The 15,161-nt window shown below is 49.8% G+C and carries 29 protein-coding genes; 1 reads left to right on the forward strand and 28 read right to left on the reverse strand.

Annotation, left to right across the window (positions count from 1 at the left end; translation table 11 throughout):
- Nucleotides 1-64 precede the first annotated feature (64 nt).
- A complete protein-coding gene (locus Q4563_RS13725) occupies nt 65-1,036 on the forward strand; it encodes a glutathione S-transferase family protein (protein ID WP_303604865.1) in 972 nt (323 codons plus the stop codon).
- 99 nt (nt 1,037-1,135) lie between these two features.
- Here Q4563_RS13725 and rplQ read toward each other — a convergent pair whose 3' ends face one another.
- The 28 genes from rplQ to rpsJ all read right to left on the reverse strand — a co-directional run bounded on the left by rplQ (nt 1,136) and on the right by rpsJ (nt 15,005).
- Nucleotides 1,136-1,522 (reverse strand): 50S ribosomal protein L17, encoded by a 387-nt coding sequence (gene rplQ / locus Q4563_RS13730; RefSeq protein ID WP_215975654.1) that lies wholly within the window; start codon nt 1,520-1,522, stop codon nt 1,136-1,138.
- 72 nt (nt 1,523-1,594) lie between these two features.
- Nucleotides 1,595-2,584 (reverse strand): DNA-directed RNA polymerase subunit alpha, encoded by a 990-nt coding sequence (locus tag Q4563_RS13735; RefSeq protein WP_215975655.1) that lies wholly within the window; start codon nt 2,582-2,584, stop codon nt 1,595-1,597.
- A gap of 26 nt (nt 2,585-2,610) precedes the next feature.
- The gene (gene rpsD / locus Q4563_RS13740) at nt 2,611-3,231 is read right to left on the reverse strand and encodes a 30S ribosomal protein S4 (protein WP_215975656.1); all 621 of its coding nucleotides are present in this window, start codon (nt 3,229-3,231) and stop codon (nt 2,611-2,613) included.
- Nucleotides 3,232-3,243: 12 nt separating this feature from the next.
- Nucleotides 3,244-3,636 carry a 30S ribosomal protein S11 gene (gene rpsK, locus Q4563_RS13745; RefSeq protein WP_215975657.1) on the reverse strand — a complete coding sequence of 131 codons (393 nt, stop codon included), beginning with the start codon at nt 3,634-3,636 and terminating at the stop codon, nt 3,244-3,246.
- A gap of 55 nt (nt 3,637-3,691) precedes the next feature.
- On the reverse strand, nt 3,692-4,048 hold the full coding sequence (gene rpsM / locus Q4563_RS13750) for a 30S ribosomal protein S13 (RefSeq protein ID WP_215975658.1): 357 nt from the start codon (nt 4,046-4,048) through the stop codon (nt 3,692-3,694).
- 261 nt (nt 4,049-4,309) lie between these two features.
- Nucleotides 4,310-4,426 (reverse strand): 50S ribosomal protein L36, encoded by a 117-nt coding sequence (gene rpmJ, locus Q4563_RS13755; RefSeq protein WP_215975659.1) that lies wholly within the window; start codon nt 4,424-4,426, stop codon nt 4,310-4,312.
- Between the two features lie 22 nt (nt 4,427-4,448).
- A complete protein-coding gene (gene secY / locus Q4563_RS13760) occupies nt 4,449-5,786 on the reverse strand; it encodes a preprotein translocase subunit SecY (protein WP_215975660.1) in 1,338 nt (445 codons plus the stop codon).
- A 9-nt stretch (nt 5,787-5,795) separates the two neighbouring features.
- On the reverse strand, nt 5,796-6,230 hold the full coding sequence (rplO, locus tag Q4563_RS13765) for a 50S ribosomal protein L15 (protein WP_215975661.1): 435 nt from the start codon (nt 6,228-6,230) through the stop codon (nt 5,796-5,798).
- A 1-nt stretch (nt 6,231) separates the two neighbouring features.
- On the reverse strand, nt 6,232-6,417 hold the full coding sequence (rpmD, locus tag Q4563_RS13770) for a 50S ribosomal protein L30 (protein WP_215975662.1): 186 nt from the start codon (nt 6,415-6,417) through the stop codon (nt 6,232-6,234).
- A 38-nt stretch (nt 6,418-6,455) separates the two neighbouring features.
- Complete coding sequence (rpsE, locus tag Q4563_RS13775; RefSeq protein WP_215975663.1) at nt 6,456-6,965, reverse strand: 30S ribosomal protein S5; 510 nt, start codon at nt 6,963-6,965, stop codon at nt 6,456-6,458.
- Nucleotides 6,966-6,975: 10 nt separating this feature from the next.
- The gene (gene rplR / locus Q4563_RS13780) at nt 6,976-7,326 is read right to left on the reverse strand and encodes a 50S ribosomal protein L18 (protein ID WP_215975664.1); all 351 of its coding nucleotides are present in this window, start codon (nt 7,324-7,326) and stop codon (nt 6,976-6,978) included.
- A 10-nt stretch (nt 7,327-7,336) separates the two neighbouring features.
- The gene (rplF, locus tag Q4563_RS13785) at nt 7,337-7,876 is read right to left on the reverse strand and encodes a 50S ribosomal protein L6 (protein ID WP_215975665.1); all 540 of its coding nucleotides are present in this window, start codon (nt 7,874-7,876) and stop codon (nt 7,337-7,339) included.
- 11 nt (nt 7,877-7,887) lie between these two features.
- On the reverse strand, nt 7,888-8,280 hold the full coding sequence (gene rpsH, locus Q4563_RS13790; protein ID WP_215975666.1) for a 30S ribosomal protein S8: 393 nt from the start codon (nt 8,278-8,280) through the stop codon (nt 7,888-7,890).
- Between the two features lie 30 nt (nt 8,281-8,310).
- On the reverse strand, nt 8,311-8,616 hold the full coding sequence (rpsN, locus tag Q4563_RS13795; protein ID WP_215975667.1) for a 30S ribosomal protein S14: 306 nt from the start codon (nt 8,614-8,616) through the stop codon (nt 8,311-8,313).
- A gap of 10 nt (nt 8,617-8,626) precedes the next feature.
- On the reverse strand, nt 8,627-9,166 hold the full coding sequence (gene rplE / locus Q4563_RS13800; RefSeq protein WP_215975668.1) for a 50S ribosomal protein L5: 540 nt from the start codon (nt 9,164-9,166) through the stop codon (nt 8,627-8,629).
- A gap of 5 nt (nt 9,167-9,171) precedes the next feature.
- Nucleotides 9,172-9,486, reverse strand: a complete 315-nt coding sequence (gene rplX, locus Q4563_RS13805) for a 50S ribosomal protein L24 (protein WP_303604866.1) — start codon at nt 9,484-9,486, stop codon at nt 9,172-9,174.
- A gap of 29 nt (nt 9,487-9,515) precedes the next feature.
- Nucleotides 9,516-9,884, reverse strand: a complete 369-nt coding sequence (gene rplN / locus Q4563_RS13810) for a 50S ribosomal protein L14 (protein ID WP_215975670.1) — start codon at nt 9,882-9,884, stop codon at nt 9,516-9,518.
- 38 nt (nt 9,885-9,922) lie between these two features.
- Nucleotides 9,923-10,189 (reverse strand): 30S ribosomal protein S17, encoded by a 267-nt coding sequence (rpsQ, locus tag Q4563_RS13815; protein WP_215975671.1) that lies wholly within the window; start codon nt 10,187-10,189, stop codon nt 9,923-9,925.
- A gap of 2 nt (nt 10,190-10,191) precedes the next feature.
- Nucleotides 10,192-10,383: a 50S ribosomal protein L29 gene (gene rpmC / locus Q4563_RS13820; protein ID WP_215975672.1), complete on the reverse strand. Its 192-nt coding sequence runs from the start codon at nt 10,381-10,383 to the stop codon at nt 10,192-10,194.
- Nucleotides 10,383-10,796, reverse strand: coding sequence for a 50S ribosomal protein L16 (gene rplP, locus Q4563_RS13825; RefSeq protein ID WP_215975673.1), 414 nt, complete (start codon nt 10,794-10,796; stop codon nt 10,383-10,385). Before rplP ends, rpmC begins: the two co-directional genes overlap by 1 nt.
- Before the next feature lie 12 nt (nt 10,797-10,808).
- Entirely contained in the window at nt 10,809-11,486 is a 678-nt protein-coding gene (rpsC, locus tag Q4563_RS13830) for a 30S ribosomal protein S3 (RefSeq protein WP_215975674.1), read from the reverse strand.
- 13 nt (nt 11,487-11,499) lie between these two features.
- On the reverse strand, nt 11,500-11,832 hold the full coding sequence (rplV, locus tag Q4563_RS13835) for a 50S ribosomal protein L22 (protein ID WP_215975675.1): 333 nt from the start codon (nt 11,830-11,832) through the stop codon (nt 11,500-11,502).
- 26 nt (nt 11,833-11,858) lie between these two features.
- Nucleotides 11,859-12,137 carry a 30S ribosomal protein S19 gene (rpsS, locus tag Q4563_RS13840; RefSeq protein WP_215975676.1) on the reverse strand — a complete coding sequence of 93 codons (279 nt, stop codon included), beginning with the start codon at nt 12,135-12,137 and terminating at the stop codon, nt 11,859-11,861.
- Between the two features lie 33 nt (nt 12,138-12,170).
- The gene (gene rplB, locus Q4563_RS13845; protein WP_215975677.1) at nt 12,171-12,998 is read right to left on the reverse strand and encodes a 50S ribosomal protein L2; all 828 of its coding nucleotides are present in this window, start codon (nt 12,996-12,998) and stop codon (nt 12,171-12,173) included.
- Nucleotides 12,999-13,011: 13 nt separating this feature from the next.
- A complete protein-coding gene (gene rplW / locus Q4563_RS13850) occupies nt 13,012-13,308 on the reverse strand; it encodes a 50S ribosomal protein L23 (protein ID WP_215975678.1) in 297 nt (98 codons plus the stop codon).
- On the reverse strand, nt 13,305-13,919 hold the full coding sequence (gene rplD / locus Q4563_RS13855) for a 50S ribosomal protein L4 (protein ID WP_215975679.1): 615 nt from the start codon (nt 13,917-13,919) through the stop codon (nt 13,305-13,307). The genes rplW and rplD overlap by 4 nt, the downstream gene beginning before the upstream one ends.
- Nucleotides 13,920-13,939: 20 nt before the next feature.
- Entirely contained in the window at nt 13,940-14,584 is a 645-nt protein-coding gene (rplC, locus tag Q4563_RS13860; protein ID WP_215975680.1) for a 50S ribosomal protein L3, read from the reverse strand.
- 109 nt (nt 14,585-14,693) lie between these two features.
- Nucleotides 14,694-15,005: a 30S ribosomal protein S10 gene (gene rpsJ / locus Q4563_RS13865; RefSeq protein WP_215975681.1), complete on the reverse strand. Its 312-nt coding sequence runs from the start codon at nt 15,003-15,005 to the stop codon at nt 14,694-14,696.
- Between the last annotated feature and the right edge of the window lie 156 nt (nt 15,006-15,161).

The raw sequence follows: 15,161 nt of genomic DNA on the forward strand, positions 1-15,161 counted from the left end.
AGTCTGTGGGTGGACTCTGTTATTTACGCTAAGCTTGGTCGAAAGACGTAGAAAGGAGTAAATCATGGGCTTATTAGTAGAAGGCCAGTGGCAAGACCGTTGGTACGACACGCAAAAGACCGGCGGCAAATTTGTCCGCCAAGAAGCCACTTTTCGTCATTGGATTACTGCCGACGGTAGCGCTGGCCCCAAGGGTGGAGATGGCTTTAGAGCCGAAAAAGGGCGTTACCACTTATATGTTTCTTACGCCTGCCCCTGGGCACACCGAACGTTAATTTTCCGCGCCCTTAAGGGTTTAACCGACTGGATCGGTGTTTCAGTCGTCCACCCACTAATGCAAGACAACGGCTGGACGTTTAACCCCAATGAAAAAGTCGTACCAGACCCTATTCACAACGCTCAATATCTACACCAAATTTACACCGCCGACACCCCGGACTTTACCGGTCGTGTGACCGTACCTTTACTGTGGGATAAACAACTAAAGCGCATTGTCAGCAATGAATCAGCGGATATTATTCGCATGTTCAATCAAGCGTTTGACCACCTAGGCGCCGCTCAAGGCGACTATTACCCGCAAGCTTTACACAGCGAGATCAACAGCGTTAATAACAGGGTTTACCACACCGTCAACAACGGCGTTTATCGGGCAGGCTTTGCCACCACTCAAGAAGCTTATAACGAGGCCGTTAGCGAGCTGTTTGACAGCCTAGAGTGGCTAGAGGGAATTCTGTCGCGCAACCGCTACTTAACCGGAGATAAGATTACAGAGGCAGACTGGCGGCTTTTTTCCACACTCATCCGGTTCGACGCCGTTTACCACGGCCACTTTAAATGCAATTTAAAACAAATTGCCAACTACCCTAACCTATCAGCTTATATGCGCGAGTTGTACCAATGGCCTGGGGTAGCCGACACTGTGCACTTTGATCATATCAAATCACACTATTATCAAAGCCACACAACCATTAATCCCACAGGCATAGTGCCTAAAGGGCCTATTCTCGATTTAAACGCAGCACACGGGCGCGATTAAACCCATCGCGAAAGGCCATTTGAAACAAAAAATCCACACGCACAAAAACACAAAAAGCCGGCAAGCCGGCTTTTTGTGTTTGCGATGAGAAAGTCGGTGTTACTCGACTTCTGCCGCTTCTTCAACTGCAGGACGATCAACCAACTCGACGTAAGCCATGGTAGCTTTGTCGCCGGTACGCAGACCGCACTTCATAATACGCAGGTAGCCACCAGGACGTGACTCGTAGCGTGGGCCCAGCTCGGCAAACAACTTACCTACCGCTTTTGGGTTACGCAGACGAGCAAACGCTAAACGGCGATTGGCTACGCTGTCGCTCTTTGCCAAGGTAATCAGAGGCTCAGCGTAACGACGCAGCTCTTTTGCCTTAGGCAAAGTGGTTTTAATCAGTTCGTGCTCAACCAGTGACGCTGTCATGTTGCGAAACATGGCTTTGCGATGTGAACTGTTACGATTCAGTTGACGGCCACTATGACGATGACGCATGACGCTAAATCCTTCACTTATGATTGCTTCACAGCAATCTCGTTAACCCGCGCAAACGCGGGACTGAATTAATTAGTCTTCGTTGCGCAGGCTGGCGGGTGGCCAGTTTTCCAAACGCATACCGAGAGACAAACCGCGCGAGGCAAGTACGTCTTTGATCTCGGTCAGAGACTTTTTACCCAAGTTCGGAGTTTTTAACAGCTCAACTTCTGTGCGCTGAATCAAATCACCGATGTAGTAGATATTTTCCGCTTTTAGGCAGTTGGCCGAACGAACGGTCAGCTCCAGATCATCCACCGGACGCAACAGAACAGGATCAATCGCCTCTTCTTTTTCTTCCGGTTGTGACTGGCTTTCACCTTCGAGGTCAACAAACACCGCCAGCTGCTGCTGGAGGATAGTCGCTGCACGACGGATAGCTTCTTCGGGGTCCAGAGTACCGTTGGTCTCCAGATCCAAAATCAGTTTATCCAGATCGGTACGCTGCTCAACACGAGCGCTGTCTACACTGTAGGCAACACGACGCACTGGGCTGTAAGAAGCGTCCAATTGCAGACGACCAATTGCGCGGTTTTCATCTTCCTCCTGACGACGGGCGTCAGCAGGCTGATAACCACGACCGCGAGCAACGGTTAAACGCATGCTTACGGTGGTGTCGCCAGTAATGTTGCAGATCACGTGCTCGGGGTTTTTAATCTCGATTTCGTGGTCTACCTGGATATCACCGGCAGTGACGACACCCGGACCTTTTTTGGTCAGGGTCAGAACTGCCTGATCCTTGCCGTGCATAACAACGGCGACGCCTTTCAGGTTAAGGAGGATTTCAATAACATCCTCACGCACACCTTCAATATCGCTGTACTCATGCAGCACACCGTCGATTTCGGCTTCCGTAATGGCACAACCGGCCATTGAGGAGAGCAGAATACGACGCAGCGCATTGCCCAGAGTATGTCCGAAACCACGTTCTAGCGGCTCCAGCACGACCTTGGCGTGGGTCGGGCCGTTTTCGGTTACGTCGATATGACGCGGAGTCAAAAATTCGTTTACTGCAGTCTGCATAGCCACACCTGTTAACGGTTAATCCCTTACTTGGAGTAAAGCTCTACGATAAGGTTTTCGTTGATTTCAGCCGGCAAGTCGCTGCGCTCAGGAACGCGCTTAAAAGTGCCTTCCTTTTTGTCAGCGTTGACTTCAACCCACTCAACATCAGCGCGCTGGCCTGACAGAGTCAGAGCGTTCTGGATGCGAAGTTGGTTTTTAGCCTTCTCGCGGATGGTCACAACATCACCTTCTGCTACTTGGAAAGAAGCAATGTTAACGGTTTGGCCATTAACAACAATCGCCTTATGCGATACCAACTGACGAGATTCGGCGCGTGTAGAACCAAAACCCATGCGGTATACAACATTGTCCAGACGACATTCCAGCAGCTTCAACAAGTTCTCACCGGTAGCGCCTTTACGACGAGCGGCTTCTTTGTAGTAAGCACGGAATTGCTTCTCGAGCACACCGTAGGTGCGACGTACTTTTTGTTTCTCACGCAGCTGTACACCGTAATCAGACAGGCGTCCACGGCGTTGGCCGTGCATACCTGGAGCGGTTTCCAGCTTACATTTTGAGTCCAGCGCGCGGGCACCACTTTTTAGAAAAAGATCAGTACCTTCGCGACGGGCCAGCTTACATGTTGGTCCAATATAACGTGCCATTAGTTTGCCCCCTTACACTCGACGTTTCTTCGGCGGACGACATCCATTGTGCGGAATAGGCGTCACGTCAGTGATGTTGGTTATCTTGTAACCAGCGTTGTTCAGAGCACGTACAGCCGACTCACGGCCTGGCCCTGGACCTTTAACCTCAACGTCAAGGTTCTTTAAGCCGTATTCTTTAGCGGCTTCACCGGCACGCTCTGCAGCAACCTGGGCTGCGAACGGGGTGCTTTTACGCGAACCGCGGAAGCCGGAGCCACCTGCAGTCGCCCAGCTCAGGGTATTGCCCTGGCGGTCGGAGATCGTAACGATCGTGTTGTTGAAAGAGGCGTGGATGTGTGCAACACCATCAGCAACCTGCTTTCTAACTTTTTTCTTTGTAGACTTATTACCTGGCTTGGCCATAGCAATCTCTTCCTAACTGTTGTTACCGTACTTTTGAATGTAAGCGTTCAGTCAATTATTTTCTAATTGGCTTACGCGGACCTTTGCGGGTACGAGCGTTAGTCTTAGTACGCTGACCACGGAGCGGCAGACTACGACGGTGGCGCAAACCACGGTAGCATCCCAAATCCATCAGGCGTTTAATGTTCATAGACACAACACGACGCAGGTCACCCTCTACGGTGAACTTGCCTACTTCGTTACGGATCTGATCAACCTGTTCTTCAGACAAAGAACCGATTTTCACATCTTCCGCAATGCCAGTCGCAGCGCAAATCTGCTTGGCAGTAGTACGGCCTACCCCGAAAATATAAGTCAGGGATATAACCGCGTGTTTGTGGTCTGGTATGTTGACACCAGCAATACGGGCCATTCAAATTACTCCAGTAACTTTAAAATTGCAGCGTTGACGTGGATTTACCCCACCCCGTAACGCACATGGTAAAAAGGCGCGCAAGGATAGCGATAAAAACACAAAAAAGCAATAGCCTGATGATTTCTCATCAGACGACAGTCAACGCCCCCAGTGTGCAAGCCAGCTGAAAAGGCTTATTTCAGTACTCAGCTGGCAGAAAAGGTGGCATAAAATGCCACCTTTTCTGGCCGATGAGCGGCGAGCCGCCCCTCGTCTTGCTTAGCCTTGACGCTGCTTGTGGCGCGGCTCAGTGTTGCAGATAACTCGCAGAACACCGTTGCGACGTACCATTTTACAGTTGCGGCAAATCTTTTTAACAGAAGCACGAACTTTCATGATCCTACCCTTTCAACAGAGGTTAGCGAGCGTTTCCGCTGCCATACCCCTTCAAGTTTGACTTCTTCATCAGTGATTCATACTGATGCGACATCAAGTGAGCCTGTACCTGGGACATAAAGTCCATTACCACCACCACTACGATGAGTAGCGAGGTACCACCTAAGTAGAATGGCACATTAAAGGCCACTACCAGGAACTGCGGCATCAGACAAACTACCGACATATAGATAGCGCCAATTACCGTCAAACGGGTCAAAACACTATCGATATATTTGGCTGACTGCTCACCGGGACGAATCCCCGGAATATAAGCACCTGATTTTTTCAGGTTATCGGCAACTTCTTTCGGGTTGAACATCAACGCCGTGTAGAAGAAACAGAAAAAAGCAATCATACCTGTAAACAAAATGATGTTCAGAGGCTGACCGGGGCCAATTGCAAGAGCAAAGTCTTGCAAAAAGTTAGCAACCGGACCTTCGCCACCTTCACCGAACCACTGCGCAATAGACGCGGGGAACAATAAAATCGAGCTGGCAAAAATTGCTGGAATCACACCGGCCATATTAATCTTAAGAGGCAGGTGGCTAGTTTGTGCAGCATAGGCCTGAGCCCCTTGCTGACGCTTCGCGTAATTCACAGTAATTCGACGCTGACCACGCTCAATTCGAACAATTGCCCAAATCACGGCCATAGCAACAACGGTGATGATTAACAACATAAGTACGTGTAAATCACCTTGGCGTGCGCTTTCAATCGCAGAACCAATCGCTGTAGGGAAGCCCGCCACAATACCGGCGAAGATCAGCATGGAGATACCATTACCAATACCGCGCTCAGTGACTTGCTCACCCAGCCACATCATAAATACCGCACCGGTGACCAGTGACACAACCGCAATAAAGTAAAATGCGATGGTTGGCTCACCACCATAGGCAAAACCGGAGAAGCTAACAGCCATAGCCATTGCCTGCACGGTTGCCAGTATAACGGTACCGTATCGAGTGTACTGGTTAATCTTACGACGACCAGCATCCCCTTCTTTTTTCAGTTGCTCCAGTGAAGGAGTCACCGCGGTCATCAATTGCATGATGATCGACGCTGAAATGTAGGGGAAGATACCCAGAGCGAGAATACTCATCCGCTCCAGAGCACCACCCGAGAACATATTGAACAATCCGAGGACCGTTCCCTGATTCTGATTAAACAGATCGGCGATTCGTTCGGGGTCTAGTCCCGGTACCGGAATGTGGGTACCGATCCGGTAAACCACGATCGCCAAAAACAGAAAACGAAGGCGAGCCCATAGCTCGCCCAGTCCTTTTTTATTCCCTAACGGCAGATTACCGGGAGTTGCCATTGGCACCTCTTACTCTTCGACTTTACCGCCCGCCGCTTCAATCGCAGCTTTGGCACCTTTAGTCACAGCCAAACCTTTCACTGTAACGGCTTTGGTCACTTCGCCAGAAGCAAAGATCTTGGCACGCTTGATGTGAGCACCGATAATATCGGCCTGCTTCAAGGTTTCCAGATCAACGGTTTCGCCTTCAACTTTGTTCAACTCGTTGAGACGAACCTCAGCAGTCACACGACCGATGCGAGAGCTAAAGCCATATTTTGGCAAGCGCTTCTGCAAAGGCATCTGACCACCCTCGAAACCTGGCTTAACAGTACCACCAGAACGAGACTTAAGACCTTTGTGACCACGACCAGCGGTTTTACCTACACCGCTACCGATACCACGGCCAACACGTTTCTTGCTATGAGTGCTGCCTGGAGCGGGACTTAGCGTATTAAGACGCATGTTACTCTCCCTCTACCTTAATCAGATAGTGTACTTTATTAATCATGCCACGAGTAGAAGGAGTGTCCTCTACTTCTACGGTGTGACCGATGCGACGCAGTCCCAAACCGGTAACGCAAGCCTGATGGTTCTTCAGACGGCCTGCGGTACTTCTGAGCTGAGTCACTTTAATCATTTTCTTAGCCATGCTTGTATACCGCTTTCCTAAGAATCGGCCAGGGCCGATTAATTCAGAATATCTTCTACGCTCTTACCGCGCTTGGCAGCAACAGACTCTGGAGAAGCCATATCTTTCAACGCGTTGTAAGTCGCGCGAACTACGTTTACCGGGTTGGTAGAACCATAGCACTTGGCTAGTACGTTCTGTACACCGGCAATTTCCAAGACGGCGCGCATTGCACCACCGGCAATAACACCGGTACCTGGAGACGCAGGTTGCATATACACTTTAGAGGCGCCGTGGCGACCTTTGGTGGCATATTGCAGTGTATCGCCGTTCAAATCAACGTTGATCATGTTGCGACGGGCGGCTTCCATTGCTTTTTGAATAGCAACAGGCACTTCACGTGCTTTGCCGCGGCCGAAACCTACTTTGCCATTACCGTCGCCTACAACGGTGAGGGCGGTGAAGGCAAAGATACGACCACCTTTAACAGTTTTGGCAACACGATTGACCTGTACCAGTTTTTCCTGGAAGCCTTCGTTATTACCATCATCTTTTTTAGTAAAAGCCATGTCTTTACCCTTAGAATTCCAGTCCAGCTTCACGCGCGGCATCAGCCAATGCCTTTACGCGACCGTGGTATTTGAAACCACTACGATCAAAGGCCACGTTAGTAATACCGGCGGCTTTGGCACGCTCGGCGATTAACTCGCCAACGGCCTTAGCGGCATCTGCATTACCAGTAGCGCCACTGCGCAGTGACTTGTCCAGTGTGGATGCGCTTGCTAAAACACTCGCACCATCCTGGGCAATAATTTGTGCATAAATATGACGTGGCGTGCGGTGAACGGCCAGACGAGTTTCGCCTAACTGACGGATCTTGGCACGGGCACGGCGTGCACGGCGAAGACGAGATTGCTTCTTATCGCTCATAACCTAGCCCTTACTTCTTCTTAGCTTCTTTACGACGTACTTGTTCGTCAGCAAAGCGTACACCTTTACCTTTATAAGGCTCTGGTGGACGAAGCGCGCGGATTTCCGCGGCTACCTGACCGAGCAACTGATTATCAGCGCTCTTAAGTACGATATCGGTCTGGCTTGGAGTTTCCGCTGTTACGCCCTCAGGGAGGGTATAGTCAACAGGGTTAGAGAAACCCAAAGACAGGTTTACAGATTTGCCCGATGCTTTTGCACGATAACCAACACCGACTAACTGCAGTTTCTTTTCGAAACCTACAGAAACGCCTTTAACCATGTTGTTTACCAGAGCACGCATTGTGCCTGCTAAAGCGATCGATTCCTGCTTGGCACCACCATCGCGAGCAGCGAATTGCAGAACGTTTTCTTCCTGCTTTATTTCAACTGCTTCGTGAACGGTCAGAGCCAACGTACCATTGCTGCCTTTTAAGCTAAGCTCTTGCCCATCAAGGGTGACCTTAACTGCAGCGGGTACTTCAACCGGACTGTTTGCAACTCGTGACATGATTCTTCCCGTTAGAATACTGTGCAGAGGACTTCACCACCAACGCCAGCGGCGCGGGCAGCACGATCAGTCATTACACCTTGACTAGTCGAAACGATGGCAACACCAAGGCCGTTGCGAACACTCGGCAACTCGGTTTTACCAGCGTAATTGCGCAAACCAGGACGACTCACGCGGTCGAGTTCCGCAATGACAGGTTTGCCTTCAAAATATTTCAGCTCAACGATCAGGTCTGGCTTAGCGCCTTCACTGACAGAATAACCGCTGATATAGCCTTCTTCCTGTAGCACTTTGGCCACGTTAATCTTCAGTTTAGAAGATGGAATAGCTACGTCAGTCTTACCAACTTGCAGCGCATTACGAATGCGGGTCAGCATATCTGCTAACGGATCTTGCATACTCATCTGAATCTGCTCCTATATATGGGCCAGAGCTTACCAGCTCGCCTTGACCAGGCCCGGGACATCGCCGCGCATCGCTGCTTCACGCAGCTTGTGACGGCAAAGACCAAACTTACGATAAACGCCGTGCGGACGACCAGTCACGCGACAGCGGTTACGACCACGAGATGGACTTGCATCACGAGGCAGTTGTTGCAGTTTGGTTTGTGCTTCCCATACTTGTTCTTCAGATGAAGCAGGGCTGGAAATAATCGCCTTTAATTCGGCGCGCTTAGCAGCGAACTTAGCAGCAGCTTTAGTTCGTTTCGCTTCGCGTGCGATCATAGATTTTTTAGCCATGTCTCTACCCTTAGCCTTTGAACGGGAAGTTGAACGCTTTCAACAAAGCGCGACCTTCTTCGTCATTGCGTGCACTTGTGGTGATACAAATATCCAAACCACGGATTTTATCGACTTTATCGTATTCGATTTCCGGGAAGATAATTTGCTCAGTCACACCCATCGAGAAGTTACCGCGACCGTCAAACTGCTTAGGGCTAATACCGCGGAAGTCACGAATACGAGGAATAGAGATCGAGATTAAACGATCCAGAAACTCGTACATGCGATCTTGACGCAGGGTTACTTTACAACCAATTGGCCAGTTATCACGGATTTTAAAACCTGCGATAGACTTGCGCGCCTTGGTTACAACAACCTTCTGACCGGCGATTTTCTCCAGGTCAGCTACAGCGTGCTCAAGCACTTTCTTGTCGCCCACAGCTTCACCAACACCCATGTTAATGGTGATCTTGGTGATGCGAGGAACTTCCATTACGTTCGCCAAACCCAAATCTTCTTTCAGTTTGGGAGCGATTTCTTTGCTATATATTTTTTTCAGCCTAGCCATGTCACTTACGCCCCTACGGCTTCGCCAGTGGATTTGAAGACGCGAACTTTCTTTTCGCCTTCAACCTTGAAGCCCACACGATCAGCTTTTCCAGTAGCGGCATTAAAAATGGCCACATTGGAAACATTAATAGCGGCTTCTTTCTCAACAATACCACCAGCTACCCCTAACTGCGGGTTAGGCTTCTGGTGTTTTTTGACGAGATTGATACCGGATACGATCAGCTTTTCATCTGACAGTACGCGAACAACCTTGCCACGTTTGCCTTTGTCGCGACCGGCGATAACAATCACTTCGTCATCACGTTTAATTTTACGCATTTGTCTGCCCTCGAGTCTCCGCCAAGTGCTTAAAGCACTTCAGGTGCCAGAGAAATGATTTTCATAAATTTCTCGCCACGCAACTCACGAGTTACGGGTCCGAAAATACGCGTACCAACCGGAGCATCCTGGTTGTTCAGCAGCACCGCAGCGTTGTCGTCGAACTTGATCAATGAACCGTCCTGACGACGCACACCATGCTTGGTGCGCACAACAACCGCATTCATAACCTGGCCTTTCTTCACCTTACCGCGAGGAATTGCTTCCTTTACAGTAACTTTGATGATGTCGCCCACGGCTGCGTAACGACGGTGGGAGCCGCCAAGCACCTTGATGCACTGAACGCGGCGTGCGCCACTGTTATCAGCTACATCTAAGTAGGATTCTGTTTGAATCATCGTCCGTCTCCGAAACTAATCTATGTCGCACGAAATCGTTAGATTTCAGTTGCGCGCTCTTCAATTTTTACTAAAGCCCATGACTTGCTTTTCGATAGCGGACGTGACTCAGCAATTGTCACGGTATCGCCCATCTTGGACTCATTGTTTTCGTCATGTGCTTTTAGCTTAGATGACTTACTCACGTACTTGCCGTAAATCGGGTGCTTAACACGACGCTCGATCAATACTGAGATGGTTTTATCCATCTTGTCGCTGACAACTTTACCAGTCAGTGTACGAGCCAGTTTTTCAGTCTGAGCCATCGTTAATTACCTGCCTTTTGTCTAAGCGCCGTTTTGATGCGAGCAATATCTTTACGAGTTTGCGACAACAAGTGAGTCTGACTCAGCTGGCCAGTTGAAGCCTGCATACGCAACTTAAACTGTTCCTTAAGCTGGGAAAGCAACTCGCTGTTCAGCTCTTCAACGGATTTTTCCCGGAGTTCTGAAGCTTTCATCACATCACCGAACGTTTAACGAATGTTGTAGAAATTGGCAACTTTGCCGCAGCCAGCGCGAATGCTTCGCGAGCCAGCTCTTCGCTAACACCGTCCATTTCGTACAGGACTTTGCCAGGGCAAATTTGTGCCACCCAGTATTCGACGTTACCCTTACCTTTACCTTGACGTACTTCCAAAGGCTTTTCGGTAATTGGCTTGTCCGGGAATACTCGGATCCAAATTTTACCGCCACGTTTAATGTGACGAGTCATAGCACGACGGGCCGCTTCGATCTGACGTGCTGTAATACGACCGCGACCAGTCGCTTTTAATCCAAAGTCGCCAAAGCTAACTTTGGAGCCGCGATGGGCCAAACCGCGGTTGCGGCCTTTCTGTTGCTTGCGAAACTTCGTACGCTTCGGTTGCAGCATCTTGCGTACCCCTTACTTAGACTTTGAGCCTTTTTTCTTAGGTGCAGTTTCCGGCTCAACATCACCGATAACTTCGCCTTTGAAAATCCAAACTTTAACGCCAATAATCCCGTAGGTAGTTGACGCCTCTGCGGTGTTGTAGTCGATGTCTGCACGCAATGTGTGCAAAGGTACTCGACCTTCTCGATACCATTCGGTACGGGCAATCTCGGCACCACCAAGACGGCCACCAACCTGAATTTTGATACCTTCAGCACCTTGACGCATGGCATTTTGTACCGCGCGCTTCATGGCACGACGGAACATCACACGACGTTCTAGCTGCTGGGCAACACCCTGGGCGACCAAAGCCGCATCCAGATCAGGTTTGCGAATCTCTTCAATATTAATGTGAACAGGCACGCCCATCTTCTGGCTGATTTCAGCACGCAGACGATCAACATCTTCACCTTTCTTACCAATCACAATACCTGGACGGGCAGTGTGAATGGTGATGCGTGCGGTGTTAGCCGGACGCTCGATGTCAACACGGCTAACAGATGCGTTTGCCAGTTTGTCTTGGATGTACGAGCGCACTTCCAAGTCGTTGTTGAGCTTGTCTGCGTATTCATCGCTGCCAGCATACCAAGTAGAGGTATGGCTTTTGACAATACCCAGACGAATACCTGTCGGATGTACTTTCTGACCCATAACGCCTACTCTCTTACTGATCGGCTACTTTTACGGTGATATGACAAGTGCGCTTCAGAATGCGGTCAGCACGACCTTTAGCGCGAGGCATGATGCGTTTCATCGTCATGCCCTCATCCACAAAAATCGTGGACACTTTCAACTCATCAATATCAGCACCTTCATTGTGCTCTGCGTTTGCAATTGCAGACTCAAGCACTTTTTTCACTATCGCAGCGCCCTTTTTCGGACTAAAAGCCAGAATATCAAGGGCGTCTTCAACGCTTTTTCCGCGAATTTGATCTGCAACCAAACGCGCTTTTTGCGCCGACAGACGAGCACCGCTTAATTTTGCTGCTACTTCCATCGTTAAACCTCGTTAGGCACTAGCGCTTAGCGCTTTTTAGCTTTCTTGTCTGCAATATGACCGCGATACGTGCGGGTCGCTGCAAACTCGCCCAGTTTGTGCCCAACCATCTCTTCGTTGATCAGGACTGGCACGTGTTGACGTCCGTTATGTACCGCCAGAGTCAAGCCAACCATCTCCGGAAGAATCATGGAGCGGCGAGACCAGGTTTTGATCGGACGACGATCGTTTGCTTCGATCGCTGCTTCGACCTTCTTAATCAGGTGAAGATCGATAAAAGGACCTTTCTTCAGTGAACGTGGCACTGTTGCTTCCTCTTTTGGTTGTTAGGTCGTCAATTAGCGCTTGTCGCGACGACGAACAATCATCTTATCGGTACGCTTGTTCTTGCGTGTCTTATAACCCTTAGTTGGAGTACCCCAAGGTGAAATTGGGTGACGGCCACCAGAGGTACGACCTTCACCACCACCATGCGGGTGATCAACCGGGTTCATAGCAACACCGCGAACAGTTGGGCGTACACCGCGCCAGCGCTTGGCACCTGCTTTACCCAGAGAGCGCAAGCTGTGCTCACTGTTGGATACTTCACCCAGAGTTGCACGACACTCAGACAGAACGCGACGAGTTTCACCGCTGCGCAGACGCAAAGTTGCGTAAGCACCGTCACGAGCCACTAAGTTGGCAGATGTGCCTGCTGAACGCGCCAGCTGAGCACCTTTACCAGGCTTAAGCTCCACACAGTGAACAACACTACCCAAAGGCAGGTTGCGCAGTGGCAAGGTGTTGCCCGCTTTAATAGAAGCAGCATCACCAGATTCAATTTTATCGCCAGCTTTCAAACCTTTGGGAGCGATAATATAACGACGCTCACCATCGGCATAACAAACCAGTGCAATATATGCAGTGCGGTTTGGATCGTATTCGATACGCTCAACAGTCGCTGGAATTCCGTCTTTATTGCGACGAAAATCGATCAGTCGATAGTGCTGCTTGTGACCACCACCAACGTGACGAGTGGTGATACGACCAGCGTTATTACGACCGCCATTGCGAGATTGCTTCTCCAACAAAGGGGCATATGGCGCACCTTTGTGCAGATCCGGATTCACGACGCTTACTACAAAGCGGCGACCGGGCGAGGTTGGTTTACGTTTTACAATAGCCATTGCAACAATCCCCTTACTCAGCTACCGCAAAGTCGATGTCTTGACCTTGCTCAAGGCGCACGTAAGCTTTTTTCCAGTCACTGCGCTTGCCGAGACCGTAGCGTGTACGCTTGGTTTTGCCTTTAACATTCAGGATGCGGACTTGCTCAACTTTTGCATCAAACAAAGCTTGAACAGCAGCCTTCACTTCCAGCTTGGTGGCATCAGCGGCAACTTTAAATACCACTTGATTACCCATTTCGCCCACGATTGCGGCTTTTTCAGAAACCACTGGGCCTAACAAGACTTTATAAATTCGCTCTTGATTCATCCCAGGATCTCCTCGAATTTCTTCATCGCAGACACAGTCACTACAACTTTGTCAAAGCGAATCAGGCTTACCGGATCGATGCCTGCAACGTCACGCACATCAACTTTATGCAAGTTGCGTGAAGACAGATACAGAGCCTCGCTTACTTCCTCGGTAATCACCAAGGCTTCAGACAAACCGTACTGACCCAGCTTTTGTACCAGAGCTTTAGTTTTTGGAGCTTCAATATCGAACTCCTCAACCACCACCAGACGCTCCTGACGGTACAACTCAGACAGAATGCAACGCAATGCTGCACGGTACATTTTCTTGTTCAGCTTTTGCTCGAAGCTACGTGGCTTAGCAGCGAAAGTAGTACCACCTGCACGCCAAATAGGGCTTCGAATAGTACCAGCACGAGCGCGGCCAGTACCTTTTTGGCGCCATGGCTTCTTACCGCCACCAGACACCTCTGAACGTGATTTTTGCGCCTTAGTACCCTGACGACTACCCGCCATATAAGCGACGACCGCTTGATGCACTAAGTCTTGATTAAACTCTTTACCGAAGGCCACCTCGGATACTTTCAAGGTACCGTTGGAGCCGCCGGGAGTAACAATATTTAATTCCATGGTCGATTCCCCTCGGACAATTAGGCGTTGTTGCGCGCTTTAACTGCTGGACGCACGATCACGTCACCACCCGGAGCACCGGGGATGGCACCTTTGACCAACAGCAGATTACGTTCGGCATCAACGCGAACCACTTCCAGGTTCTGAACGGTTACACGCTCAGCGCCCATGTGGCCAGCCATTTTCTTGCCCTTGAAGACGCGGCCCGGAGTCTGACATTGACCAATAGAACCGGGAGCACGGTGAGACAACGAGTTACCATGGGTAGCATCTTGCATGCTAAAGTTCCAGCGCTTAACACCGCCCTGAAAACCTTTACCCTTGGATTGGCCGGTGACGTCAACTATCTGACCTGCTTCAAAAGCAGCCACAGTTAGCTCACTACCAGCATCGAAACTTTCTTGAGAGTTGTTACGCAACTCCCACAAACCACGACCAGCCTCATTATTAGACTTGGCGAAGTGACCTGCAGCAGATTTGGTAACACGGGAGGCACGACGAGACCCTACGGTAACTTGCACAGCATCGTAACCGTCGGTTTCTGCATTCTTAACCTGAGTGACGCGATTGGGAGAAACCTCAATCACAGACACGGGAATGGAAACACCATCATCGGTAAATATACGAGTCATGCCGCTCTTGCGGCCGACAATACCAATCGTCATTTTACTAACCTCTATAGTGTACGGGGCTCTTACCCGCTATGGCCGCCCATTTCAGAGCGTTACACAAAGCCGAATAAATTGTTTTATTCGACCATACATTTACAAGTTTTTAGCCGAGACTAATCTGAACCTCAACGCCTGCAGCCAAATCTAGCTTCATCAGGGCATCTACAGTTTTTTCAGTAGGCTCAACAATATCGAGCAAACGCTTGTGTGTACGAATCTCGTACTGATCGCGCGCATCTTTGTTTACGTGCGGAGAGACCAATACAGTGAAGCGCTCCTTACGGGTCGGCAACGGAATAGGGCCGCGCACTTGGGCGCCTGTGCGTTTAGCGGTCTCAACGATCTCCTGGGTAGAAGAATCGATAAGCTTGTGATCAAAAGCCTTCAGGCGAATCCGAATGCGTTGATTCTGCATGTGAACCAAACTCCAATAATTACTTTAAAGAACAATCCATTTCGGCAAGACCACCGGGGCCCGTGCAAAATGGAGGCGCAATATTAATGACCAGTTGACTATGTGTCAACCAATATCTGGAAAAAAGTGATAATTTTTTAACCAGTGGCGCAGTAG

Source organism: Gilvimarinus sp. 1_MG-2023, from assembly GCF_030548285.1.

What these genes read in the sequence shown, in the direction of transcription:
- rpsM (WP_215975658.1), bottom strand. Translation starts at nt 4,048, where the DNA reads ATGGCCCGTATTGCTGGTGTCAACATACCAGACCACAAACACGCGGTT.
- rplO (WP_215975661.1), bottom strand. Translation starts at nt 6,230, where the DNA reads ATGCGTCTTAATACGCTAAGTCCCGCTCCAGGCAGCACTCATAGCAAG.
- rpsJ (WP_215975681.1), bottom strand. Translation starts at nt 15,005, where the DNA reads ATGCAGAATCAACGCATTCGGATTCGCCTGAAGGCTTTTGATCACAAG.
- rpsQ (WP_215975671.1), bottom strand. Translation starts at nt 10,189, where the DNA reads ATGGCTCAGACTGAAAAACTGGCTCGTACACTGACTGGTAAAGTTGTC.
- rpmJ (WP_215975659.1), bottom strand. Translation starts at nt 4,426, where the DNA reads ATGAAAGTTCGTGCTTCTGTTAAAAAGATTTGCCGCAACTGTAAAATG.
- rpsE (WP_215975663.1), bottom strand. Translation starts at nt 6,965, where the DNA reads ATGGCTTTTACTAAAAAAGATGATGGTAATAACGAAGGCTTCCAGGAA.
- rpmC (WP_215975672.1), bottom strand. Translation starts at nt 10,383, where the DNA reads ATGAAAGCTTCAGAACTCCGGGAAAAATCCGTTGAAGAGCTGAACAGC.
- rpsH (WP_215975666.1), bottom strand. Translation starts at nt 8,280, where the DNA reads ATGAGTATGCAAGATCCGTTAGCAGATATGCTGACCCGCATTCGTAAT.
- rplV (WP_215975675.1), bottom strand. Translation starts at nt 11,832, where the DNA reads ATGGAAGTAGCAGCAAAATTAAGCGGTGCTCGTCTGTCGGCGCAAAAA.
- secY (WP_215975660.1), bottom strand. Translation starts at nt 5,786, where the DNA reads ATGGCAACTCCCGGTAATCTGCCGTTAGGGAATAAAAAAGGACTGGGC.
- rplR (WP_215975664.1), bottom strand. Translation starts at nt 7,326, where the DNA reads ATGAGCGATAAGAAGCAATCTCGTCTTCGCCGTGCACGCCGTGCCCGT.
- rplP (WP_215975673.1), bottom strand. Translation starts at nt 10,796, where the DNA reads ATGCTGCAACCGAAGCGTACGAAGTTTCGCAAGCAACAGAAAGGCCGC.
- rplX (WP_303604866.1), bottom strand. Translation starts at nt 9,486, where the DNA reads ATGCGTAAAATTAAACGTGATGACGAAGTGATTGTTATCGCCGGTCGC.
- rplN (WP_215975670.1), bottom strand. Translation starts at nt 9,884, where the DNA reads ATGATTCAAACAGAATCCTACTTAGATGTAGCTGATAACAGTGGCGCA.
- rplQ (WP_215975654.1), bottom strand. Translation starts at nt 1,522, where the DNA reads ATGCGTCATCGTCATAGTGGCCGTCAACTGAATCGTAACAGTTCACAT.
- rpsN (WP_215975667.1), bottom strand. Translation starts at nt 8,616, where the DNA reads ATGGCTAAAAAATCTATGATCGCACGCGAAGCGAAACGAACTAAAGCT.
- rplW (WP_215975678.1), bottom strand. Translation starts at nt 13,308, where the DNA reads ATGAATCAAGAGCGAATTTATAAAGTCTTGTTAGGCCCAGTGGTTTCT.
- rplF (WP_215975665.1), bottom strand. Translation starts at nt 7,876, where the DNA reads ATGTCACGAGTTGCAAACAGTCCGGTTGAAGTACCCGCTGCAGTTAAG.
- rpsK (WP_215975657.1), bottom strand. Translation starts at nt 3,636, where the DNA reads ATGGCCAAGCCAGGTAATAAGTCTACAAAGAAAAAAGTTAGAAAGCAG.
- Q4563_RS13725 (WP_303604865.1), top strand. Translation starts at nt 65, where the DNA reads ATGGGCTTATTAGTAGAAGGCCAGTGGCAAGACCGTTGGTACGACACG.
- rpsD (WP_215975656.1), bottom strand. Translation starts at nt 3,231, where the DNA reads ATGGCACGTTATATTGGACCAACATGTAAGCTGGCCCGTCGCGAAGGT.
- rplB (WP_215975677.1), bottom strand. Translation starts at nt 12,998, where the DNA reads ATGGCTATTGTAAAACGTAAACCAACCTCGCCCGGTCGCCGCTTTGTA.
- rpmD (WP_215975662.1), bottom strand. Translation starts at nt 6,417, where the DNA reads ATGGCTAAGAAAATGATTAAAGTGACTCAGCTCAGAAGTACCGCAGGC.
- rplD (WP_215975679.1), bottom strand. Translation starts at nt 13,919, where the DNA reads ATGGAATTAAATATTGTTACTCCCGGCGGCTCCAACGGTACCTTGAAA.
- rplE (WP_215975668.1), bottom strand. Translation starts at nt 9,166, where the DNA reads ATGGCTAGGCTGAAAAAAATATATAGCAAAGAAATCGCTCCCAAACTG.
- Q4563_RS13735 (WP_215975655.1), bottom strand. Translation starts at nt 2,584, where the DNA reads ATGCAGACTGCAGTAAACGAATTTTTGACTCCGCGTCATATCGACGTA.
- rpsC (WP_215975674.1), bottom strand. Translation starts at nt 11,486, where the DNA reads ATGGGTCAGAAAGTACATCCGACAGGTATTCGTCTGGGTATTGTCAAA.
- rplC (WP_215975680.1), bottom strand. Translation starts at nt 14,584, where the DNA reads ATGACGATTGGTATTGTCGGCCGCAAGAGCGGCATGACTCGTATATTT.